General features: G+C 50.9%; 17 protein-coding genes. 1 reads left to right on the top strand and 16 read right to left on the bottom strand.

Features of this window, described 5'->3' with window-relative positions; all coding sequences use genetic code 11:
• Positions 1 to 7: 7 nt before the first annotated feature.
• From ACR9Y8_RS28890 to ACR9Y8_RS28855, 8 genes are read right to left on the bottom strand one after another with little or no spacing between them, the layout of a single operon-like run.
• Complete coding sequence (locus tag ACR9Y8_RS28890) at positions 8 to 1,078, bottom strand: polysaccharide pyruvyl transferase family protein (protein WP_481216780.1); 1,071 nt, start codon at positions 1,076 to 1,078, stop codon at positions 8 to 10.
• Positions 1,079 to 1,090: 12 nt separating this feature from the next.
• Entirely contained in the window at positions 1,091 to 2,371 is a 1,281-nt protein-coding gene (locus ACR9Y8_RS28885) for an ATP-grasp domain-containing protein (protein WP_481216779.1), read from the bottom strand.
• A 3-nt stretch (positions 2,372 to 2,374) separates the two neighbouring features.
• The gene (locus ACR9Y8_RS28880) at positions 2,375 to 3,457 is read right to left on the bottom strand and encodes a DegT/DnrJ/EryC1/StrS family aminotransferase (protein WP_481216778.1); all 1,083 of its coding nucleotides are present in this window, start codon (positions 3,455 to 3,457) and stop codon (positions 2,375 to 2,377) included.
• Entirely contained in the window at positions 3,454 to 4,896 is a 1,443-nt protein-coding gene (locus ACR9Y8_RS28875) for a lipopolysaccharide biosynthesis protein (protein ID WP_481216777.1), read from the bottom strand. Before ACR9Y8_RS28875 ends, ACR9Y8_RS28880 begins: the two co-directional genes overlap by 4 nt.
• Positions 4,897 to 4,917: 21 nt before the next feature.
• A complete protein-coding gene (locus ACR9Y8_RS28870) occupies positions 4,918 to 6,207 on the bottom strand; it encodes a nucleotide sugar dehydrogenase (protein ID WP_481216776.1) in 1,290 nt (429 codons plus the stop codon).
• 26 nt (positions 6,208 to 6,233) lie between these two features.
• Positions 6,234 to 8,627 (bottom strand): GumC family protein, encoded by a 2,394-nt coding sequence (locus ACR9Y8_RS28865; RefSeq protein ID WP_481216775.1) that lies wholly within the window; start codon positions 8,625 to 8,627, stop codon positions 6,234 to 6,236.
• A gap of 10 nt (positions 8,628 to 8,637) precedes the next feature.
• A complete protein-coding gene (locus ACR9Y8_RS28860) occupies positions 8,638 to 9,432 on the bottom strand; it encodes a polysaccharide biosynthesis/export family protein (protein ID WP_481216774.1) in 795 nt (264 codons plus the stop codon).
• Positions 9,433 to 9,439: 7 nt separating this feature from the next.
• On the bottom strand, positions 9,440 to 11,371 hold the full coding sequence (locus tag ACR9Y8_RS28855) for a polysaccharide biosynthesis protein (RefSeq protein WP_481216773.1): 1,932 nt from the start codon (positions 11,369 to 11,371) through the stop codon (positions 9,440 to 9,442).
• A 703-nt stretch (positions 11,372 to 12,074) separates the two neighbouring features.
• Between ACR9Y8_RS28855 and ACR9Y8_RS28850 the strand changes: the two genes are divergently transcribed.
• The gene (locus ACR9Y8_RS28850) at positions 12,075 to 13,094 is read left to right on the top strand and encodes a GntR family transcriptional regulator (protein WP_481216772.1); all 1,020 of its coding nucleotides are present in this window, start codon (positions 12,075 to 12,077) and stop codon (positions 13,092 to 13,094) included.
• A 45-nt stretch (positions 13,095 to 13,139) separates the two neighbouring features.
• Here ACR9Y8_RS28850 and rhaM read toward each other — a convergent pair whose 3' ends face one another.
• The 8 genes from rhaM to rhaT form a co-directional block, all read right to left on the bottom strand.
• On the bottom strand, positions 13,140 to 13,451 hold the full coding sequence (rhaM, locus tag ACR9Y8_RS28845) for an L-rhamnose mutarotase (RefSeq protein ID WP_481216771.1): 312 nt from the start codon (positions 13,449 to 13,451) through the stop codon (positions 13,140 to 13,142).
• Between the two features lie 129 nt (positions 13,452 to 13,580).
• Positions 13,581 to 14,174, bottom strand: a complete 594-nt coding sequence (locus tag ACR9Y8_RS28840) for a LutC/YkgG family protein (RefSeq protein ID WP_481216770.1) — start codon at positions 14,172 to 14,174, stop codon at positions 13,581 to 13,583.
• On the bottom strand, positions 14,175 to 15,548 hold the full coding sequence (locus ACR9Y8_RS28835) for a lactate utilization protein B (protein ID WP_481216769.1): 1,374 nt from the start codon (positions 15,546 to 15,548) through the stop codon (positions 14,175 to 14,177). It lies immediately after the preceding gene.
• 160 nt (positions 15,549 to 15,708) lie between these two features.
• A complete protein-coding gene (locus tag ACR9Y8_RS28830; protein WP_481216768.1) occupies positions 15,709 to 16,446 on the bottom strand; it encodes a (Fe-S)-binding protein in 738 nt (245 codons plus the stop codon).
• A 96-nt stretch (positions 16,447 to 16,542) separates the two neighbouring features.
• Entirely contained in the window at positions 16,543 to 17,916 is a 1,374-nt protein-coding gene (locus ACR9Y8_RS28825; RefSeq protein ID WP_481216767.1) for an FGGY-family carbohydrate kinase, read from the bottom strand.
• Between the two features lie 149 nt (positions 17,917 to 18,065).
• Positions 18,066 to 19,340 carry a sugar isomerase gene (locus tag ACR9Y8_RS28820; RefSeq protein WP_481216766.1) on the bottom strand — a complete coding sequence of 425 codons (1,275 nt, stop codon included), beginning with the start codon at positions 19,338 to 19,340 and terminating at the stop codon, positions 18,066 to 18,068.
• A 90-nt stretch (positions 19,341 to 19,430) separates the two neighbouring features.
• Positions 19,431 to 21,554 (bottom strand): bifunctional aldolase/short-chain dehydrogenase, encoded by a 2,124-nt coding sequence (locus ACR9Y8_RS28815; RefSeq protein ID WP_481216765.1) that lies wholly within the window; start codon positions 21,552 to 21,554, stop codon positions 19,431 to 19,433.
• A gap of 83 nt (positions 21,555 to 21,637) precedes the next feature.
• On the bottom strand, positions 21,638 to 22,699 hold the full coding sequence (gene rhaT, locus ACR9Y8_RS28810) for an L-rhamnose/proton symporter RhaT (RefSeq protein ID WP_481216764.1): 1,062 nt from the start codon (positions 22,697 to 22,699) through the stop codon (positions 21,638 to 21,640).
• Between the last annotated feature and the right edge of the window lie 44 nt (positions 22,700 to 22,743).

Below are 22,743 nucleotides of genomic sequence, written 5' to 3'. Positions count from 1 at the left end.
AACCAAATTAACAGGTGATAAATGAGATACGTTCCTTAATCTGTTCAAACGCGGCCCTTGTATCCTGGTAAAGGCGCTGATTGATGCCCTTCAACTGCTGCCGCAGGGCGTCTTTATTCATTTCCAGCTGCCTTACCAGGGCCGTACATTTATCTACAAAGTGTGCATCGTGCACGCTGACATTGTAATCTGCGAGGCCCAGCTTTTCCATGAGGCCCCTGTGCTTGGGATGATTTTCCAAGGAGATGACCGGCACGTTAAAGCAGATGGGCACTATCTGGCCATGCCCTCTCATAGCCAGTGCGTATTCTGCATACTGGTACCAGGCCACGGCCTTATCGGAATGATCAAAAGCATATTTACCGAAATTCCACACCTGAGTATTATCCAGGCCCTGCGCCACTTCTTCTGAGAGACTGACATCTGCCAGTACATGCGGGGCGAGGATCACTTTATAACGGGGCGTGATGGCACGGACAACCGCCCGGATATTCTCCACGAAACTGTTGTACTCATCGCCTTTACCGAAACGGTATTCGGGTTTATCATTAGCCAGTTGCAGGATGACATAAGGCTCTTTTTCAGGTCGCTCGTAATACGTGTTAAGATGTACAAAGAAACCAGGGTCCGGTATTTCAGGCACATCGATGCCTGTCTGGTCTTTCAGCCTTTCATAGCTGCCATCGTTGCGGATGGAGAAATAGGCGGCATGGGCGAGGGTTTCTTTCAGGTGTTCCACCCCATGAGGAGGGATACCCTGTTCGTCTTTAAAATAGTTGTAGCCAACACCATAAACAATGAAGGGGATCTTGATTTTGCTGATGTTCTCCTTATCTATCAGCCAGAACCAGCCATTGGGCCAGTGGGCGCCGTGAATGATGCCACCGCCGCCGATCACCAGCAGATCATAATTCCTGTTAATGACGTCGATGAAGTACTCGTTAAAGACGGTTCCCTGGAGATTGGTCTCTCCTATCAGGTCTACATCCAGGTATTCGCGCAGCAGGTTCTTGACGCCGATGCCCAGCGCATAGTCACCTATGTTGTAGTTCAGGCAGTATGTGTGTAAGATCCTCATTGTATGGTTTTATTAGTCCAGTAAACATTCGATATTATCCGGCGCAAATACAGGTATGTGCAGGTGCTGATGCACCTGGTACCTTTCTGCGAAAGAATCGTCTATAAAAATGGCCCCTTCCGGTTGTATATAGCGGTATTTGCAATCTTCCCTGGGCAGGTGAATGATCTCATCGAAAATATTAAGCAAGCGGTAACGGGCCAGGGTATCCTCCACTACCCTGTCGTGCTTTGTGATGAGCATGATCTTAATGCCTTTATTGAGGAACTGGTACAGCAAGGCTACCAGCTGCACGTTCACCTGTCCGTTCAGCAGGAGGCAATCATCAAAATCTACATAGGCCTTTGTGATCTCCAGCTGGATCTTGTATTTATTATCCAGGGCGCGGTCCAGCTCTATGGGATAGTTATTATGAAACACGCTCACTTTATGGCCAAAGGCATCGAAAATGCTGAGCAGCGCAAAGTTCACGCCCAGGTTACGATAGAGGGAGGAAGAGCCGGCCAGCCTGCTGGCTATTTCCAACAGTACCAGTTCGCCTGCAGCACTTTCTTTCACCTGGTAGAACCAGGCGCCTCTCAGGGGCAGGTGGTCGTTGATCTGTTGTGCAATGGCGTTAAACTCCTCCAGGCGTTCGTTGACAGGCACTGTATGCACACTGATACCATTGCTGATACGTTCCCGTTTGCGCGGGCGGGAGAAGAGCAGCTTGCCTTCGCTGTCGCTGAAGCAGTCTACCGTGTATTCTTCTCCGGGCAGGTTCTCGAGTATGAGGGCGCCCGGGTATTCGGCGAGGTGCTGGCGGCCCTGTTCTTCCGTGAGGATCAATTTAGCGCCGCGGGAGCCGTAGCCTACCTCGGGCTTTATGAACACCGGGTATTGCTGCACCTGATCCAGGGAAGAAAACAGGTGCGGTACGCGAATGATAGCTGAAAAGTATTCGTAAGTCTTTTTCTTGGACAGGCATATTTCTGTGGTGGCCACCGGAGAGGCGATGACTTTGCAGCCGATCTCCGCCTGCGCCAGCGATAGCCTGGTGATCACGGTATCCATGGAGGGGTAGATCGCATCGATATTGTGCGCAGCCACGATGGCGCGGATAGCCGGTATGAACCGCGGATCATCTACAAAGGGTACGCTGTTCACATAGTTGGGATATACAAACCTGCCATGGTCATCTATGCTGCTGGCGCCGACGAGGTGAATGTGCACGGAATACTGCAGGGAGCGATACAGTTCCAGGCCTATCTCAGAGCCGCAGGGAAAAACCAATATGTTGTATCTTTTATTCATGCGTCAGTTGTTTTGTACCCGCAGGATCAGGCGCATCGTCAGATCGATCTCTTCTTTACTCAGCGTATAGTACATGGGCAGGCAGATCACCCTGCTGGCGATATCTTCTGTTACCGGCATTGATACTTTGCTCACGTATGGCAGGATGTTGGACAATGCAGGATAGAAATACCGACGGGGGAAGACGTTATTATTGTTCAGTGTTTTTATGCATCGCAGCAATAGTTCTTCACTCTCGAATACCAGCGGGTAATAGGCGTAATTATAATCGGTATCTGGTGTGAGCGCCGGTTTTACGGCCTTCAGGTATTGGAGGTAAGTATCGTAATGCGCAGCAGCTTCTTTCCTCTTTCGTAAGATTTCTCCTATGTATTTCAGGTTCACCAATCCCATGGCTGCGTGGAATTCGCAGCTTTTACCATTGATGCCCAGTTCTGCAAATGCTTCTGGACCATTGTGCCCGAAGTTGCGCATAAAGGCCATCTTCTTCAGCAGCTCAGGATCACGGGTGAACACGGCGCCGCCTTCGATGGTATGAAACAGCTTGGTGGCATGAAAGCTGGTGGTGCTGATATCCCCGTATTCAAAAACAGACCGGCCTTTGTAGCGGGTGCCAAAGCCGTGCGCTGCATCGTAGATCACCTTAAGGTTGTGCCGCTGCGCGATGGCTTCGATAGCAGTAATATCACAGGCGTTGCCATACACATGGGTAGCCAGGATGCCAACGGTTTGGGGCGTGATGGCCGCTTCGATGCCTGCAGGATCTATGTTCAGCGTTTTAGGATCGATATCCACGAACACCGGCGTGCATCCTTCCCAGACAATACTGCTGGTAGTGGCTACATAGGAGAAGGGCGTGGTAATGATCTCTCCTTTCAGCTCCAGGGCCCTGATGGCCAGCTGCAAGGCAATTGTGCCATTGGAAAGGAACAAGAGGTGCTTCACTTTGAGATACCGTTTCAGGCTTAGCTCAAGATCATTTACCAGGGGACCATTATTAGTGAGCCATTCACGCTCCCAGATCCCTTTTATGTACTGTTCATATTCTTCCCTTGGCGGAAGAAAAGGCTTTGTAACTAATATCATCTTTTAAAAACTAGTTGTCTGAGATCAATGATTACTGTCATACGTGTCAGATAGCTCATACTCAGATACAGGGAGAAATAGGCCGCTCCTACGGTGAGGATCCGGGCGACATCCCCGGCGTGAAGCGGTTGCAGCAGAAAGCGATCCAATGCCCAGGAGAGTGCACCGGGCAGGATCGCCAGCAGGAAGATAGGCAGCAGCTCGCGGAGCTGATCCTGCAGTGAAAAATCTATCAGGCGGCCGCTGTACCAGGAATTGACCACAAAGGAGAAAACAGAGGCCAACACCTGGAAGTATAGCAGTCCGTAGATGCCGAAGGGGATCACACAGAAAACCCCGATAGTGGTAAATGTTTTTTTGACAATCTCAAGTTTAAAGAACAGGTCACTGCGGCCCTTTACATTCAGGATGTTCAGGTTATAGAAATGCAAAGGGAACAGAATACCGGAAGCGCAGAGGATGCGGAAATAAGGTACGGCGGGCAGCCATTTCTCTGTGAGCAGCATCCTGAAAAGCGGCTCTGCGATGATGACCAGTACGATCATCACCGGAGTTACCCAGAATACTACCTGCTGCATGAGCCTGCGGTATACATTCTTAAGCCGCTTATCATCTTCCTGGATGCTCGCGAACATGGGATAAGTGACCTTATTCAGGGCGGTAGACAGGTTCTGCACCGGGAACATCTGCATGGTTTGCGCGCGGGTATAGTAGCCCAGCTGCGCAGCAGAAAAGTATTTACCGATAATGAGGTTGTACAGGTTCTGGTAGATCGCGTTGAGCAAGCCAGACAGGGTAAGCTTGTACCCGAATTTAAAATGATACTTAAAGCAGCTCCAGTCGAATATAAAGCCGGGCCGCCAGCCGGTAAAGATCCAGTGTTGTACGGTAAACAGGAAAGCCTGTACGAGGTTCATCCATACCAGGCTCCATACGCCGTAGCCCCAGTATGCCAGCAGAATACCGGTAATACCGCCTCCTATCACGGAAGGTATCTGCATGAACATCTGGGCCCTGAAATTCATCTCTTTGGTGAGGCGGGTAGTTTGTACGCCAATAAAAGCGCGGAGCAGGAAAGAGATGGTATATACCCGGATGATGGCCGTGAGGCCGTCCTGCTCATAGAAACGGGCTATCAATGGCGCGGAAGCAAACAATATGGCATAGATTATGAAACTTCCGGCCAGGTTGATAAAGAAAACGGTAGAATAATCCCGCTGACTGGCATCCGGGGTTCTGATCAGGGAAGACGTGAGGCCGCTGTCGATCAGTGAATTACCGATCGAAATAAAGATAGTAAGCATTCCTATCAAGCCAAATTCTGCAGGAAGCAGTATTCTTGCTAAAATGACCTGAACTGCAAAATTTATAAGCTGGACACTAAATTGCTGACTAAAGGTCCAAAATAAGCCGGCTAATGTTTTCTCTTTTAAGTTCATTTTTCCCTATAGCGTTATCGTCTAAAGCCTGGCGTCTACCAAGGATTTCTCCAGGAACGCCTTGGCATCGAATATAATAGCGTCGTGCCCGTTCTTGAGGGCGTGATAATCGATCTTCCTGAACTCATCGTGCGCCACCGCCAGCAGCACGGCATCGTACTGGCGATGCACGCCGTCTACCAGGTTGAGGCCATATTCATCTTTCACTTCGGCCCTGCTGGCGTGCGGGTCGTACACGTCTACCTGCATGCCGAACTCTACGAGCTCGCGGTAGATGTCAATTACTTTGGAATTGCGTATATCGGGGCAGTTCTCCTTGAAGGTGATACCCAGTATGAGAGCTCTGCCGCCTTCCACGCGGCGGCCTTTCTTTACCATCAGCTTGATGATCTTATTGGCCACAAAGACGCCCATCATATCATTCACCCGTCTGCCGCTGAGGATCACCTGGGGATGGTAGCCTACGGCTTCCGCTTTATGCGCGAGATAATAAGGATCTACGCTTATGCAATGGCCGCCTACCAGACCTGGCTTGAACTTAAGGAAGTTCCATTTGGTGCCTGCTGCATCCAGCACATCGTTGGTATCTATGCCGATGCGGTCAAAGATGAGGGCCAGCTCATTCACGAAGGAGATGTTCACATCCCGCTGGGCGTTCTCTATTGCTTTTGCTGCTTCTGCTACTTTGATGCTGGTGGCTTTATGTGTACCAGCTTTGATGATGCTCTGGTAGAGCTGGTCGATATACTCCGCTACTTCCGGTGTGGAGCCGGAGGTGATCTTTTTAATGGTGGTAAGGGTGTTCACTTTATCGCCCGGCACAATGCGTTCGGGAGAATATCCTACGAAGAAGTCGGTATTGAAATGCAGGCCGGAAGCCTTCTCCAGCACAGGCACGCAATCTTCTTCCGTGCAGCCGGGATATACCGTGGATTCGTAGATCACGATGTCGCCCTCTTTCAGAATGCCGCCCAGCATTTCGGAAGCGCGTAACAGGGGGCGCAGGTCGGGCGCGTTAAAGCGGTCAATGGGTGTAGGCACGGTTACGATGAAGACGTTGTAATTGTGCAGCTCTTCGAGGTTGTCTGAAAAGCAGAGGCCAATGCCATTCCCTTCCTGCCGTTTGGCCATGGCTATTTTCATGCCTGCCAGGTCGGCTTCCAGTGTATGGTCGCGGCCACTTCTTAGTTCTGTTACCCGGTTGGTGTTGATATCAAAGCCAAGTGTCTGATACTGTTTACCGAATTCGATCGCCAAGGGAAGGCCGACGTATCCCAGACCGATAACGGCAATTTTCGTTTCCTGGTTCATATGAAAGGGTTGTTATTTAACTGATTTTACCTTTTGAATGTCAGTCTCATTTTCCGGGCTAAACTCCTGTTGGCATGCTCGTTGGCATATCCGTAATTATATCCGTACTGGTAACCATAGCCATAGCCGTATCCACTGCCCGCCTTAACATCATTCACCACCAGGTTCATCCTGGGCAGTTTACCTTGCTGGTACAGCTCTTTTGACAGCTGTAGCTGCTGTTTAAAGGTGTATCCCTGCCGTACGAGGTAGAGCGTTACATCCGCCAGGTAGCCGAGCAGTTGTGCATCGGTTACCAGGCCCACCGGAGCGGTGTCAATCACGATATAGTCAAACTGTTTGCGCAGCTCGGCGAAGAGCTGTTTGGTAGTGTCCAGCAGCAGGAGCTCGGCCGGGTTTGGCGGAACCGGTCCGGAGGGGATGACCCAGCAATTCTCATGAATGCCGGATGGCTGCACCAGCTGCGCGAGGGAAGTCTTACCGATCACGTAGGTACTGAAACCCTGTTTATTATTCAGCTTCAGCTTTTCTGAGATCTTAGGTTTGCGAAGGTCCAGCTCCATCAGCACTACTTTCTTGCCTGATAAAGCCAGTGTGGCCGCCAGGTTCATGGCTACAAAGGATTTGCCTTCACCACTCATGCTGGAGGTAAGCAGGATCACTCTATCCTGCGCACCAGACAGCAGGAACTGCAGGTTAGTGCGCATGGCGCGGAACTGTTCTGCGATGGGCGTAACGGTCTCTTTACCCACCACCACATCGTCATGCTCTTTGGTATGGCCTATCTCGGACAGGATGGGCACGGGGGTACCGGCGGTAATATCCTGCTTCCTTCTTACCCGTGTGTTGAGCAGGTCTTTCAGGTACAGAAAAACGGCGGGGAAGACGATGCCCAGCACGAAGCATACCAGGTAGGTGAGCAGACGTTTAGGCATAGCCGGGAAAGCATCGCTCTTTGCCGGATCAATGATCCTTGCCACGGCCATGTTGGATGATTTTGAGATGGCAGACTCTTCGCGCTTCTTCAGCAGGAAGAGGTACAGTTCCTGTTTGATGGCCTGCTGGCGGGAATAATCAAGGAACACGCGTTCTTTAGCAGGCACCTGTTGGATCTTCTGGTCCAGCTGGCCGGACCTTCCTCTCAATTCTGCGATGCTGGCCTCCAGCCCGCTTTTAAACGAAGCCAGGTTACTTTGCAGGTCGGTACGCAGGTTCCGTAGCTGCAGGTCTATATTCTGTACCATGGGGTTGGAAGGCGTGTTGGAGATCAACAGGCGTTCGCGTTCCACCTGGAAGTTATTGTATTTCTGTACGAGGGCGATGAAGGTAGGGTCTTGCACCACCAGCGTAGATGGCACCATGCGTTTGCTGTTGCTTTCATCATTCATATATTGCTCCAGGGTGTTCACTACGCTGAGCTTCACCTCCTGTTCTGTTAACAGCCTGGAGAAATCCCCGGTGCCGGCGATAAGGAGCTTGGCCTGCTCTGTAAGATCTGCCAGCTGGTTCGCCTGTTTAAACTGCTGTATGTTCTTTTCTACCCCGGTCAGTTCCCTGCTCACCAGGACCAGGCGGTTATCTACAAATGCGATGGTGCTGTCTGCAATGCGGTTCTTTACTTCCACGCTTGTTCTGAGATAAGCGTTGATCAGCTCATTGAGTATGGTCTCCCCTTTTTCGGGAATGGCTGTGGCCAGCTGCAGGTCTATCGTGCTTACCTGTTTGTTGGGGATGTTGACCGTCAGCTTTTGCTGATAGTTGACCACTGCTGCATCTATTGACACCAGTTTAATGATGTATGGTTCCTTTACCAGGGGAAAATAGGTTCTGCGGTCTACCTGGATGACGCCTTCTTCCAGGTGAATAGTATCTCCCCAGTTCCTTTCTGTAAAAGGCATCTTGTCATTACCAAAGCTGAATTTCTGTTCGCTGAGCGGCGTTACCTGGTAGCGTACTTCTTTCAGGCTATCACGGGCGCTGATCCAATGGGCGATGAAAGGCACCCTGCGAAACAGCTCGCCGGTTTTTACGCGGCCTTCCTGCCAGTAGGAGATATTGAGCTGCAGGTTCCTTACTACCGTTTCCATGAGGGAACGTGATTGCAGGATCTCTACTTCGTTATCGACATTGCTTTTATTGGTAAAAAGCTGTAGCTGCTGCAGCACTTCTTCGCCGGGTATGTCACCGCCTTTTTGTTCGTCCTGTACAAGGATCTTGGCATTAACGTTATAGGTAGGGGTAGCATATCTGAGGAACAGCCAGGCAGCGGCTATTGCCATTATGACAAAAAGCGCGAACCAATACCAGTTTGCCATGAAATTATCGACCAGGGTTCTCAGGCTGATAGTTTGTTGTTCCTGTTCCCCCCCGGCCAGCTCACCGTTCATTAATGGGTATTTCCCATTCGTGTTATGCTGCATAGAAAAAGCATTATAATTTAACTCTTGTGGCTATCACGATCATCAGGGACAAGGCGGTGGCAAGAATGGATAACCTTCTTACCTGGGCCATATCCGTGCTGGCTACTTTCGCCCTGTTCGGCTCCACATAAACCACATCTCCCTGGTGTAAATAGAAGTAGGGAGAAGTAAAGATGTTGCTGCTGCTCAGGTTAAAGCGGACGAACTCCTTTTTACCATTGTTATCCCTTATCAGCATTACATTCTGGCGCTTGCCGTAGATGGTGAGGTCTCCGGCAATGCCGATGGCATCGAGCAGGGTTACCTTCTCGCTGGGCATTACGTAGGTAGAGGGCCGGGCTACTTCGCCCAGAACGGTGATCTTGAAGTTGGCGAACCTGACGGTGACGACGGGATCTTTGTAGTATTCAGCGGCTTTGGCCCTGATCTCGTCCCTGATGGCATCTGTTGTTTTGCCGCCGGCCATCACCTTGCCGATGAGTGGCAGGATCACGTAGCCTTCTTTATCGACCAGATAACCAGATACATTAGTGGCGGTAGGATTGCCGGCGGCACCGGAGTTGGCGCCAATGGAGGGCCAGGTGTTGGTGTTTTGCTGGCTTAATAGGGCGGTAGCAGCAGGATCCAGCGTTTGGATGGATACCTGCAGGATATCGTCCGGCTGAATAACCGGTGTGTAATATGCAGACATTTCTACCATCTTTTGCCTTAATGTATCCGGTACATCCTGGAAATAGGTGACATTCTTCGGCGCTGCACAGGATGAAAGCAGCAAAATGAAAATACCCAAACGGAAATTGCTCATATTGTGGTTACATTCTAATTTTGTCCTTATCTAGCTGCTCGAAAGCAGAATTTTTGCTGATAAACTCCGGCACCAGTTTTTTCATGAGCGCAACCGTAGGCGTTATGTAATGCTTATGTGCGGCATTGATCAGTTGTTTGATACTTTCTTCTACTTCTACAAAATCGTATTCACGCACGCTGGCGATCAATATTTTTTCGTGGTAAGTGGGCATTGTATTTTCAGCGGTATTCAGCAGCTCTTCATAGAGCTTTTCACCGGGACGCAGTCCGGTATAGATCACCTGGATATCTCTACCCGGTTCTCTGCCGCTCATGCGGATCATCTTCCTGGCCAGGTCTGCTATCTTCACCGGCCTTCCCATATCGAACACAAAGATCTCTCCGCCCTGTCCCATTGCGCCGGCTTCCAGCACCAGCTGACAAGCTTCGGGGATGGTCATGAAATAGCGGGTGATATCAGGATGTGTTACGGTGAGCGGGCCGCCCTGTTCCAGCTGCTTTTTAAAGCGGGGTATCACAGAGCCGTTAGAGCCCAGCACATTACCGAAGCGGGTGGTAATAAAACGGGTAGGCGGTGTTTCTCCGGCAGCGCCCATTTTCTTGTAACGTTCGTTAATATAATGACTGTAAGATTGTGTGAATATTTCGGCGATCCTTTTAGAAGCGCCCATTACGTTGGTTGGATTGACGGCTTTGTCGGTAGAGATCATTACAAACTTCTCCACTTCAAACTCTACGGAAAGCTCAGCCAGTATCTTCGTGCCCAGTACATTATTCAGCACAGCGATGGAAGGATTCTTTTCCATCATCGGTACGTGCTTATAGGCGGCAGCATGGTATACCACGGCGGGGGCATATACTTCAAAGAGCTGGCGCATACGTTCACGATCACATACGTTGCCGATGAAGGGCACTACGGGAACGTCGGGCAGCTTCTCTGATATTTCGAGCTCCAGCTCGTGCAACGGGGATTCTGCCTTATCGCACAAGATGATGGCGGCGGGATTGTGCAGGACCAGCTGCCTTACCAGCTCGCTGCCGATGGAGCCGGCTGCACCGGTTACCAGTACGGATCTTCCCTGCAGCTCTTCGGTAACTTTTTTGTTCTGTATATGAATGACGGAGCGGTCCAGCAGGTCTTCAATGTTCACATCTTTCAGCTGGTTATTGCTCCAGCCGCTGCTGATCCATTTCTCTACGGGCAGTACTTTCTGCACGCGGATGTTCAGCGCAACGCATTGCTCAACCAGCTCATTCAGCATACCGGCTTCTATCTGTTCATCTGCTATGATGAGCAGGCGGATACGTTCCTGCCGGGCGAGCCTTTGCAGTGAAGCATTATTAAAGGCGTAGACGGGCAAGCCTTCCAGCCGTTTACCGGTGTGAGGCCCCTTGTCTTCCAGGAAGGCCACCACCTTTATATTCACGTTATCATCCTCGCTGATCACTTTACGTAAGGTGAGGCCGGAGTGGCCGGTATTGTAGATGGCTGCCCTGATCTTATTCTCGTTGCTGTAACGCCAGTAGATGCGGAAGAACCATTTGGCCACCAGGCGATAGGACAGCCAGATGAAAATGCTGATGAAGTAATTAATGAAGATAACAGACAGCGGAAAAATGTCACCATCCTGCCGCAACACGTGGGAGCTGTCTATATAATAATATACCACCGCACATGCCAGGCTAAGGCCGGAGATGCGGCCCACGTCGCCCACGCTGGTATAGCGTACTATACCTTTATACGTGCGAAACAGTAATGAAAGCAGCAGGGTAACGCTGAGCACCACCCAAAAACTGGTAACTAACGGATAACGCCTGAACGCTTCGAGGTCAAAATTCAATCGCAACAGCAGCGCGAGATACATTGCAATGCTGGCGCAACCAAGGTCTAACAACAGTATGAGCCATGAGGGGGTTATCCAAGATCGCTTAATCATTGGTGACTTGTAGATAAGGTTAAAACTAGATTTACATCAACGTTTATCCATCACATTTATCAATGCTGCTGCCGTTCTTCAATAGTAATCAATGAAATTGCCCGAATTCTTGTGCTTTGTGCTTTGTATCAGTTTACATTTAGTTCGCTTTTTTTGCTTGCTATTCTGAAGTTATTATCCCGCTAAATGCTTCATACTCCGTGGACTTCAGGGTTACCTTCCTTGTGTTTCTAAATTAAGCAGTAAAATTCAGAGTTCCATTGACCTGCAATCAACACTCATAAATGTTTTAAATTAAAATACTTTTAACTTTTAATATTAATGCAAGGGTCAAACGCACATTCTCGCATCGCATCAAAAGATTATGGCTTTGCGCAAAATTTACGCTAACGCGGAATGGTCAAAAAACGTATTGTCAATTCTTTCTTAATTGTGATGGTTCTTCGGTAGGAATAGTCAAAAGTACTCAGTGCAACGTTGGCTGTTGAACGCTTGCTAAAACTTACTGTCACATGCAATATAGGTGGTAAGCAGTCAAGCGCTTTATTATTGTATAACAAGTTAAGTATTTTTTTGTTTCCAACAATAAATAAAATAAATAACGCTATATATAGCCGATAGCTATATATTACAGCAATCACATCCATTCCGGCAAGCATTACGGGAATGTGAATATGAAAATTAAAAATACTATATTTCAAGTATGAAACCGCTGCATATAGATACCAATAGTAAAGTGCCTGTGTACCTGCAGATCGTGGATTCCATCATGGCTGCGGTACGTGATGGCGACCTGCGAAGGGACGAGCAGATACCTTCTATCAACGAGTTCAGCGAACAATACCTGCTTTCAAGAGGAACAGTGGAGAAGGCGTACAAAGAGCTGCGCGACAAGAAAGTGATCCTGTCTGTAAAAGGTAAGGGATACTTTATTTACCGGACGGATATCAATATGCCCTTGCGGGTGCTGCTGCTGTTCAACAAGATCAGCAACTATAAGAAACAACTGTATAATGCTTTTGTAAAGACCCTGGGAGAAGGGGTATTTGTGGACCTTCATATACACCATAGTAATGTACAGCTGTTTGACAGCCTTATCAGCAATAACCTGGGCGACTATGACCATTATGTGATCATGCCGCATTTCTATGAGCAGCCGGAGAAAGTGCTGCAGATCATCCGGCAGATCCCTGAATCGCAATTGCTGTTGCTGGATAAAGACCTGCCCGGGATCACCGGTAAACATGCCGCGGTATACCAGAACTTTGAAAAGGATATTTACGAAGCGCTCTACGAGGCACTGCCTTCGCTGAAGAAATACAGCAGCCTTGTGTTTGTGAACCCCAGCAGCATAGTGCCTTATCCGCCGGAGATCAGGAAAGGCTTCCAGTACTTCTGCCGCATGCATGATTTTGACTTCTCCGTAACCGAGGGCATCGAAATGAATGCACCGGTTAAAGCGGGGCAAGCCTATATAGTAATAGAAGAAACTGATCTTGTGAACCTGGTGAAGATATGCCGTCAGAATAAGCTGGGCATCGGGAAAGAAGTGGGGATCGTATCTTATAATGAAACACCGCTAAAAGAGATCCTGCTGGATGGCATTACGGTGATCTCTACAGATCACGAGCAGATGGGCATTACCGCAGCAACGATGATCCTGGAGAAAAGTATGGAAAGGGTGAAGAACCCGTTTAAGTTGATATTGAGAAGATCTTTATAAAAAGTTGTTAGTCATTAGTCGTAAGTCGTAAGGAATTGTGTGTTGTTATGGCATGTAGAAGACCTCCTCGAGCGGATGAGTGACCGGTGAGTTGTCGGGATTGGTTTCCATGATATCTGCCATATAGGCCCACCAGCGCCGGACGATAGGGTTAGCGCCCAGGTCCTGCGAGGAGCCTTCGCCGGATTGTTCCTGGACGGCGAAGAGCGTATGGGTGGATTCGTCCAGGAAAATGCTATAGTTGCCAATACCACTGTCCTTTAATAATTGCTGCAGCTCCGGCCAGATAGCAGCATGGCGTTTCCGGTACTCTTCCTTATAGCCGGGTTTAAGGTACATTTTGAAGGCTGTTCTCATATTAAAAAGTTTGAGGTTTGAGGTTTGAGGTTTGAGGTTCGTTAGAGGTTAAAGGTTACCGATAAGAGGCCCGGCCAACAGTTATGAACCTGTAACTTTTAACGAACCTCAAACCTTAAACCTTAAACCTTAAACTACAATTATTATTGTCAGACTTTTGGCCCCGTGTGCACCCAGCACAAGGGATTGTTCGATATCCGCTGTTTTGGACGGACCGGCGATGAATACCCCGAAGCCGGTGAACTGATCACCTATCTTATTATAGGCGTGATGCATGGTAGGCACGATGGTGTCTGCCTGCAGCACGATGGCCAGGTGCTGGGCGATGAAAGGAAGGACCCGGACCTGCAGTTCTGCTTCTGTTAGCCACAGGGCCCCATTCTCGGCCACGCCCAGCTGGGCGCGCACAATGGCCAGGTCTGCTTCCTGCAGCTGGCGGCCGTCGCCCTCTTTCCAGTTGGCAATGGGCAATGGGCAGTGAGCAGCAATAGCAGGATCAGCGGATACGATCAGGGGCATATCGCTGAAGTATTCCTTTATCAAGGCGGGCATATCGGCTTCGCTGCTGATGCTCAATACGCGGCTGCCCATGGATTCGGCTACTGTGCGGAACGCGTCTATGCTTACTGCCCGGGGAGCAGTAAAACTATCCAGGGCGGGTAAAGCGCTGGACGCCGGCTGATTGGCCTTTACAGCGGCCAGGATCTGATCTCTGCTGTTCATCTATCGGTTCTTTTTATACCACGCTGCAAAAGATTCTGCAGGCGGCGCAGGTAATTCTCTTTGTTTGTACCAGGGATTGAAACGGTTGTTGACCAGTCCGGGCATCGTGCGCAATACCCACCTGGCTGCCTTACCGGCAAAGCGATAGAGGCCGGGCCTGGACAATACCGCTGTCATCAGCTTCATACCGGCTGCTTTTGTGGCAGGCGCCTGTCCCTCTGCTGTAATCACCTGTCTCCATTTATATAACTGCTGGTGGATGTCGATCTTCACCGGGCATACATTGGAGCAGGAGCCGCACAAGGTGGAAGCAAAAGGCAGGTCGGCATATTGCTTCATATCCAGGTTGGGGGCCAGTATAGCGCCTATAGGCCCTGCAATGGCGTTATGGTAGCTATGCCCGCCGCTGCGGCGATATACGGGGCAGGTGTTCATACAGGCCCCGCAGCGGATGCATTTCAGTGAATTACGGAAATCTTCGCGGCCCAACTGGCGGCTGCGCCCATTATCCACCAATACTATATGGAGCTGCTGGCCGGGCTTCGGTTTACGGAAATGGCTGCTATAGGTGGTGATGGGCTGCCCGGTAGCGCTGCGGGCCAGCAAACGTAAAAACACACCCAGGTGTTTACGCTGCGGTACCAGCTTTTCGATCCCCATGCAGGCGATGTGCACATCGGCCAGGTGAGCGCCCATGTCGGCATTCCCTTCGTTGGTGCAAACCACCATCTCCCCTGTTTCGGCCACCGCGAAATTGACACCGGTGATAGCAACCCTTGACTGCAGGAACTCGGAACGCAGATGCGCCCGTGCGGCGGCTGTCAGGAACTGCGGATCTGCATTACCGGCGGGTGTGCCCAGGTGCTCATGGAACAGGTCTCCTATCTCCTCTTTCTTCTTGTGTATACAGGGCAGCACGATATGGCTGGGCGGTTCTTTCGCCAGCTGTACAATGCGTTCACCCAGGTCGGTATCGATCACCTCAATGCCATTTTCTGCCAGGTAAGGGTTCAGGTGGCATTCTTCCGTGAGCATGGATTTGCTTTTCACGATCCTTTTCACGCCCTTCTGCTGTAACAGCTGCAGCACGATGCGGTTGTGCTCTTCTGCATTAGCTGCCCAGTGCACGGTGGCGCCATTCTCCACCGCATTGCGTTCAAACTCCAGCAGGTACTGATGGAGATTGCCCAGCACATTATGTTTGATAGCGGAAGCAGTATCGCGCAGCGCTTCCCATTCGGGCAGGCTCCAGGCCATCTTATCGCGTTTCTGTCTTACCCACCAGAGCGTTTCATCGTGCCAGTTTACACGCGGCTCGTTAGCGTTGAATTGTTCCGCCAGGCTGGCGTGATCTTTTATACCGGAAGTATGCATAGTAATTCATGTTGTGAGGTTTGAAGTTTGAGGTTTGAGGTTTGAGGTTTGAGGTTCGTTGGAGGTTCCAGGTTCATAACTGTTAGCCTTGCCTCTAATAAGTAACCTTTAACTTTTAACGAACTTCAAACTTCAAACCTCAAACCTCAAACCTTAAACCTTAAACTTCACTATTTAGTATCTCTGCGATGTGTAATACCTTCACCGGGCTTTTCTGCCTGCGCAGAATGCCTTCCATGTGCATGAGGCAGCTGACGTCGTTGCCGGTGATATATTCGGCGCCGTTATGAATGTGATCTGCCACGCGGTCTTTTCCCATCTTTACAGACACTGCTTCTTCAAATACACAGAAGGTGCCGCCGAAGCCGCAGCATTCGTCTGCGCGGTTCAGGGTCACCAGTTCGAGGCCGTCTACCATTTGCAGCAGCTGCTGTGGTTTGGAGAATGCAGGGCCTACCAGCTCTGTCATTTGTGAAACATGGAGGCCACGCTGACCGTGACAGGATTGATGGATGCCTACTTTGTGCGGGAATTTTGCAGACAGGCGCTCTACTTTCAGGATATCGGTGAGAAATTCGGAGAGCTCGTATATGTGTTCCCGTATGTGGGTGGCAGCCGTCTCATTATCTGCTACATGCAGATGGTCTTTCACATGCAGCACACAGCTGCCCGAGGGCGCCACGATATAGTCGAAATCAGCGAAATTGTTGACGAAAAGGCGGTTGCAGCCGTCTGTAAGGTGCTCAAAACCTGAGTTGGCCATAGGTTGCCCGCAGCAGGTCTGTCCCGGGGGATACGACACTTTGCAGCCCAGCTTTTCCAGTAACTGTAATGTAGCAATGCCTACCTGCGGATAAAACTGATCGATGTAACATGGAATAAATAATCCCACTTTCATAATAAATATGGTTTAAGCCGAAGCGGAAGGAAAGGTATAACGCATGCCGTTGATTGAATTATGTTTTCTTGCCTTTTATTGCCGCTTTTTTGCTTTTTATACCTGTTCAAGATTTTCTGCCTTGTAATACTTTAGCGCTACGAGGTCGCCGGGCAAGGTCCGCTGATTCCAGTGGCGGTGTATGGCCAGTGCCGCGCCGACTGCGGTTGCCTGGGCTACGGAGGCCGCATACACCTCTAAATGAGGGAAGGCCAGCGCCAGGAGATGCATGAACAGCGGGTTTTTGCCGAAACCGCCATCCACAAAAATACGCTTCACCGGCGTATTATCCAGTACCAACCTGGCAGACTTCAGCTGGGCGGCTACCAGGTCGAGCATCAGCTGATGGTAGGCCTTTTCATAAGAAGAGAAGGCGGCCAGGGGACGCGCAGCGAAGTGCGACAGGGAAGGCGCTACGGGTGTTTCCAGTTCGCGGAGCAGCAGCGGGTCAAATTCTACCTGCTTGTAATAATCCGGCGCCACGCCGAAATGTGTTGCCAGGCGGGCGGTTTGCTGCTCGTGCTCCTGCCCGGCGAAGAGGCGGGACGCTTTTACCGGGCGGCCCTGGTATTCCAGGTAGCAGAGGCAATCCTGCTCCAGCTCTGCCTTGGTGAGCGGACTATCATTAAAGGGGTTCAGGGTGATACACCAGGTACCTGTGGAAATCAGCGCAAAAGGTTCTGTAAAAGTGGCCAGGTAAGGTATCAGGGCTGCCGAGCTATCGTGCAATCCCGCTCCTGCGAGGCAGTCAACGCCGTTGATCTGAACGGGCATGACCCCATCAGCAGGGAACAGCGGCGGCAGTTTATCGATAATACCTTCCCTGTGCAGCCACTCATGGTATTGCTTCCTTTGGAAGTCCCATAACATGGTATGGCAGCCGATGCTGGTGATATCTGCTACGGGCTTGCCGCTAACCAGGTAACTGATGTACTGCGGCAGGTGCAGCGCGTAACGGACTGCCTGATAGTGCTCCGGCTGCAGGTATTTTAAGCGATACAGCTGCAGTCCGGAATTCAGGCTGCCCAGCACCGGGGAGGCTGTAATGCCTGGCAGGGAGCCGTCAGGATTATAGTCCCTGAAGAACTGCTGGTGCAGCTCCGACGGATAGGCTTTCAGGTAATTATACAAGGGGCCTGTCACCTGGCCCTTTTCATCGATCAGCACAAAACTGGCCCCGTAAGCGGAGAAATTGACCGCTTTTACCTCGTATTGGGGCATGGCCAGCATTTCCTGCAGGCTTTGCTGCACCCATGCGCTGAGCGCTTTTATGTCTTCGCAGGCGTCGCCGTCCTCATCGGATACTTCCTGGAAACGGCAGCTATCTTCCCATACGATCCGGTAATGTTCGTCTATCAGGAAGGATTTCTTATTGGTTTTGCCGATATCGAGAATGGCGATGACCGGCTGCCTGCTTTGTATATGATCCATACGCTTTTACTGCTTTATGCGCTTTTCACTAAGCTTGCATGCGCTTTTACCTAAGCTTGTATGCGCTTTTACCGTAAGGTACACTAAGGTTTCACTAAGCTCTCCCGGGGAACTTACGAGGAAAACACTAAGGTCTCACCAGGAAAACACTACAGTCCCGTAGCGACTGTCTTCGATCCTCTTTCCTTAATGAGCTGATCCCTTACTTTGAGCTGGCGATACAACTGTACCGGGTAGAGCGCGCCGCCATTCAGCAGGCGGGCCTGGGCTACCAGCGGGCGTACATCTGTACGGTAGGCGTCCTGCAGCAGTTCCTGGGCGGTTACCACGTCGTTAGACTGGCGGGCGGCTGCAAGGGCTTTGGCATCTACCAGCAGGGCCTGCGCGTAGGCGATCATGATGGCTTCTACGGACTGGAGGAGGTCTTCCAGCGGGTCTTTTACGTTGTGGGAGGCGTCTATCATCCAGCCCAGGTCTGTGGCGTGGTTCATGCTGCGGGCGTCCATCCCTTCCACCAGCTCGTTAAAAATGAGGAACAGCTGGTAAGGGTTGATGCTGCCCACGGTGAGGTCATCATCCCCGTACTTGGAATCGTTGAAATGGAAGCCGGCCAGCTTGCCCTCCATGAGGAGCAGGGCCACGATCTGTTCTATATTGGCGTTGGGCAGGTGATGACCCAGGTCTACCAGGGTCTGCGCTTTATCTCCCAGTTTATTGGCCAGCATGAGGGATTGGCCCCAGTCGGCAATAGTAGTAGAGTAAAAATTAGGCTCGCAGCATTTGTACTCGATGTACAGTTTCCAGTCGGCCGGCAGGGCGGCGTAGATCTCCTGCAGGCTTTCGAGGGTGCGCTGGAAAGCTTCGCGGAAATTGAGCTGACCCGGGAAATTAGATCCATCTGACAGCCAGAGGCTCAGCACATTAGAGCCCAGCTCAATCCCATATTTGACCACTTCTATATTATGCGCGATGGCCTGTTTGCGTACCGCCTTATCGGTGTGATGCAGGGAGCCGAACTTATAGCTGTGCTGCTGGCCCGGCTGGTCCTGGAAGGTGTTGGAGTTTACGGCGTCGAAACGGAGGCCATGCTGGGCGGCCAGCGCTTTAACGGCGGGGGCGTTCTCCGGGATATCCCAGGGGATATGCAGGGAGATGGCGCCGCTGGCGCGGTTCAGGGCGTGTAAAAGGCCCACATCCTCTATCTTCTCTTCCAGGCTGCGGGGCTCTCCCCCGCCGGAGAAACGGCCGAAACGGGTGCCTCCGGTACCGAGCGCCCAGCTGGGAATGGCCACCTGGAATTCCTGGAGGCGCTGGAGGACGTATTGGATGTCGGACACTTTTTCTGCGGTGTGGGCGAAGGCCCGGTCGTGGGCTTTCTGATGATCTTCGTTGAAAGAGAGTATATGGTGTTGGGTAAGTTTCATAAGTGGTGGTTTGTTGTATAAAAATAGCGATTAGCTGTTAGCCATTAGCCTTTAGCTAAATGCCAAAAGCTAATAGCTGACAGCTGTTTATTATCTCACGAAAGCGGTAGCCACGCCGCCGTCTACGTTTAATACATTGCCGGTAGATTTGTTGAGCAGGCCGCCAACGAAGACGAAGCAGGCGTTTGCGATGTCTTCGGGGAGGATCACCTCGTTGAGGAGGGTGCGTTTAGCATAATAGGCAGGCAGCTCTTCTACCTTTACGCCGTATGCTTTGGCGCGGCCTTCTGCCCAGGCGCCTTCCCAGATCTTGCTGTCGGCGATCACGGCATCAGGGTTGATGACGTTCACGCGGATGTTGTCTTTGCCCAGTTCTGCTGCATTCAACCTGGAGAGGTGGAGCTGGGCAGCTTTGGCGGAACCGTAGCCCGCGTTGTTAGGACCAGACATCAGGGCGTTCTTGCTCACAATGTTCAATACATCGCCGCCAACATCCTGTTTGCGCATGATGTTCACGCCTTCCTGGGTAACGAGGAACTGGCCTTTTACCAGTACATCATACAGGAGATCCCAGTCTTTTTCCGTGTGCTCTTCGATGGGTTTGGAGATGGAAAGGCCGGCGCAATTCACTACCAGGTCTACCCCGCCGAAGGCCAGGGCAGCGGTTTTGAAGGCGTTACGAATATCTGAGGCGCTGGTAACATCGAGGACGGCGGTGGTGAATACATCTGCGGAATAGCTTTTACCAAAATCTGCTTTCGCATTCTCCAGGCGGCCGGCGTCGTTGTCGTTGATCACTACGCAGGCGCCTTCATCTGCAAACTTTTTAGCGATCGCTTTACCGATACCACCGGCGCTGCCGGTGATGAGCGCAATGCGACCTGAAAGTGGCTTAGGCTTCGGCATACGCTGCAGCTTCGCTTCTTCCAGCAGCCAGTATTCTATATTGAATGCTTCCTGGCGGGGAAGGGAAGTATATTCAGATATTGCTTCCGCGCCTTTCATTACGTTGATGGCGTTGATGTAAAATTCTGCGGCTACGCGCGCGGTCTGTTTATCTTTTGCAAAGGTGAACATACCGATACCGGGATAGAGGATTACCACGGGGTTAGGATCGCGCATGGCCGGTGAATTGGGATGTTTGCAGGTATTGTAGTAGTCTGCATACATGTTGCGGTAGGCTTCGAACTGCGGGGCCAGTTGTTCCTTCAGCTTAGCGAGGTCTGAAAGGTCATCTGCGGGTTGCAGGTTCAGTACCAGCGGACTTATTTTAGTGCGCAGGAAGTGGTCGGGACAGCTGGTGCCCATGGGCGCCAGGCGATCCAGGTCGTTAGAGTTGATGAATTCCAGCACGCGGGGATCGTCAGTAAAATGACCTACCATGCGGGTATGGCCAGAGCAAAGACCTCTTAAAACCGGGGCCAGTTCTGCGGCCTGCTGTGTACGCGCTTCTTTGGCTGCAGGCTGTATACGGGCGCCGCCAAATACGGGCCTTTTCTTACCGAAGTTATCTTCCAGGTAAGCAGCGCAGCGCTCTATTACTTCCAGAGTGTTCACATAACTTTCGTATGCAGTATCTCCCCAGGTGAAGAGACCGTGTGAGCCTAACATAATCCCTTTGATGCCGGGGTTTTCGTTGAGGCAAGCGCGTAGTTTCAGGCCCAGGTCAAAACCGGGGCGCTGCCATTCTACCCAACCGATAGCGCCGTTGAACAGCTCCTGCGTGATGCGTTTGCCATCTTTTGCCGCAGCGATAGCGATCGCTGCATCCGGATGCAGGTGATCGATATGTTTGAAGGGCAGGAAGCCGTGCAGGGGCGTATCGATAGAAGGCGCTTTGGAGCTGAGATCAAAGATGCAGTGGTTGAAGAGCTCTACCATTTCATCTTCATGATCGATGCCACGGTAGATGTTCTCCAGGCTGCGCAAACGCTCTACGTATAGTGCTGCCAGCCCGCTTTTTTTCAGGGTGCCGAGGTCGCCGCCGGAACCTTTTACCCACATTACTTCCGTTTGTTTCCCGGTGAGCGGATCTTTGGCCATTACCTTGCAGGAGGTGTTGCCGCCACCGTAGTTGGTGAGCCGGAGATCGGCGCCCAACAGGTTGGAACGGTAGATCAGCAACGCCACTTCATCGCCTGCCAGCGATGCTGCTTTCGCCTCATCCCATAAATAACTTACATGCCTGAAATTTGTAGATGCTGAAACTGACATATGATTGGTGAATTTTTAAGCTGTTGGCTGTTAGCAATTAGCTTTTAGCTAAATGCCAGAAGCTAATTGCTAATTGCTAATTGCTAGTTTAGTGAATTTCCGTATCCTACCAGTAACACTGAGGCCATAATAGTAAGTATACCAAGCAAGATAGTGCCGAATGTTTTCTTACTCACGCCTTTCCATTCGCGCAGCGTGATACCCCAGAGGCTGGACACCATGATGATGAAAGCCATGTGGAGGATCCAGGAACTGGCGCCGTTGCCCAGCTTACTTTCGCCCATGCCGTAGAAGAAGAATTGCAGGAACCAGGTGGTACCTGCGATTGCGGCAAAGAAATAGTTACTGGCCAGCGGCGTGGATTTATTCGTATAATCGCCAAAAGTTTTATTGCGCGCATTCAGCAGCAGGCACCATAAAAGATTAGTGGTAAGCCCTCCCCATAACAGCACTACAAAGATCACGTTATTCTGGAAGAGCGGATTGCTGCCTTGCTGTATCGCTATTTCCGCCATGGGTTTACCCGCTTCGATACCGAAATTGAAGCAGGCGCTCAGGATACCGGAAATAGTGGCCACGATCAGGCCTTTGCGCAGGTTAAACTCCTGGATGCTTTCTTTTTTCTTTTCCTCAGGCAGCTCATTTTCCTTCATCATACCAGCTTTACCGCAGATAGCGATACCAGCCAGGCAAACCAGTACACCGGCCAATACTAACTGACCACTGGTGCTGTGCAGCATACCTGAAAAAGTAACGGCGCCCGGAGCGGTGTTAGCTACGAGGTCGCGATAAATGGGAGGTATCAGGGAGCCGAATGCGGAGGTATAGCCCAGGGCTACAGACATACCGAGGGACAGGCCGAGGTAGCGCATGGCCAGGCCGAATGTAAGGCCGCCAATGCCCCATAAAACGCCCATGAAATAAGTCCAGAACAGGGTGAGGCCATCCGTGCTGCGGATAATAGAGAGGAAATCGGGCACGGTGATCCAGGCAGCGAGGAAAGGAACGATCAACCAGGAAAAGAAACCGCCTACGATCCAGTAACTTTCCCAGGCCCAGTTCTTTACTTTTTTAAATGGAATGTAGAAGCTGCCGGATGCAAATCCTCCGATGAAGTGGAAAAAGACGCCTAAAATAGCTTGCATAGTGTGGAATTGGTATTTTTTATATCAGCTGAATATTTCAAAAA

Source organism: Chitinophaga sp. SVR4-12A (assembly GCF_056754765.1).
This window is presented reverse-complemented; position numbering and strand designations above follow the sequence as displayed.

Excerpts from the sequence above, each read along its gene's own strand:
- rhaM (WP_481216771.1), bottom strand. The coding sequence starts at position 13,451 with ATGAGAACAGCCTTCAAAATGTACCTTAAACCCGGCTATAAGGAAGAG.
- rhaT (WP_481216764.1), bottom strand. The coding sequence starts at position 22,699 with ATGCAAGCTATTTTAGGCGTCTTTTTCCACTTCATCGGAGGATTTGCA.
- ACR9Y8_RS28820 (WP_481216766.1), bottom strand. The coding sequence starts at position 19,340 with ATGAAACTTACCCAACACCATATACTCTCTTTCAACGAAGATCATCAG.
- ACR9Y8_RS28875 (WP_481216777.1), bottom strand. The coding sequence starts at position 4,896 with ATGAACTTAAAAGAGAAAACATTAGCCGGCTTATTTTGGACCTTTAGT.
- ACR9Y8_RS28885 (WP_481216779.1), bottom strand. The coding sequence starts at position 2,371 with ATGAATAAAAGATACAACATATTGGTTTTTCCCTGCGGCTCTGAGATA.
- ACR9Y8_RS28835 (WP_481216769.1), bottom strand. The coding sequence starts at position 15,548 with ATGCATACTTCCGGTATAAAAGATCACGCCAGCCTGGCGGAACAATTC.
- ACR9Y8_RS28865 (WP_481216775.1), bottom strand. The coding sequence starts at position 8,627 with ATGCAGCATAACACGAATGGGAAATACCCATTAATGAACGGTGAGCTG.
- ACR9Y8_RS28855 (WP_481216773.1), bottom strand. The coding sequence starts at position 11,371 with ATGATTAAGCGATCTTGGATAACCCCCTCATGGCTCATACTGTTGTTA.
- ACR9Y8_RS28890 (WP_481216780.1), bottom strand. The coding sequence starts at position 1,078 with ATGAGGATCTTACACACATACTGCCTGAACTACAACATAGGTGACTAT.
- ACR9Y8_RS28880 (WP_481216778.1), bottom strand. The coding sequence starts at position 3,457 with ATGATATTAGTTACAAAGCCTTTTCTTCCGCCAAGGGAAGAATATGAA.
- ACR9Y8_RS28850 (WP_481216772.1), top strand. The coding sequence starts at position 12,075 with ATGAAACCGCTGCATATAGATACCAATAGTAAAGTGCCTGTGTACCTG.
- ACR9Y8_RS28830 (WP_481216768.1), bottom strand. The coding sequence starts at position 16,446 with ATGAAAGTGGGATTATTTATTCCATGTTACATCGATCAGTTTTATCCG.
- ACR9Y8_RS28825 (WP_481216767.1), bottom strand. The coding sequence starts at position 17,916 with ATGGATCATATACAAAGCAGGCAGCCGGTCATCGCCATTCTCGATATC.
- ACR9Y8_RS28860 (WP_481216774.1), bottom strand. The coding sequence starts at position 9,432 with ATGAGCAATTTCCGTTTGGGTATTTTCATTTTGCTGCTTTCATCCTGT.
- ACR9Y8_RS28815 (WP_481216765.1), bottom strand. The coding sequence starts at position 21,554 with ATGTCAGTTTCAGCATCTACAAATTTCAGGCATGTAAGTTATTTATGG.
- ACR9Y8_RS28870 (WP_481216776.1), bottom strand. The coding sequence starts at position 6,207 with ATGAACCAGGAAACGAAAATTGCCGTTATCGGTCTGGGATACGTCGGC.
- ACR9Y8_RS28840 (WP_481216770.1), bottom strand. The coding sequence starts at position 14,174 with ATGAACAGCAGAGATCAGATCCTGGCCGCTGTAAAGGCCAATCAGCCG.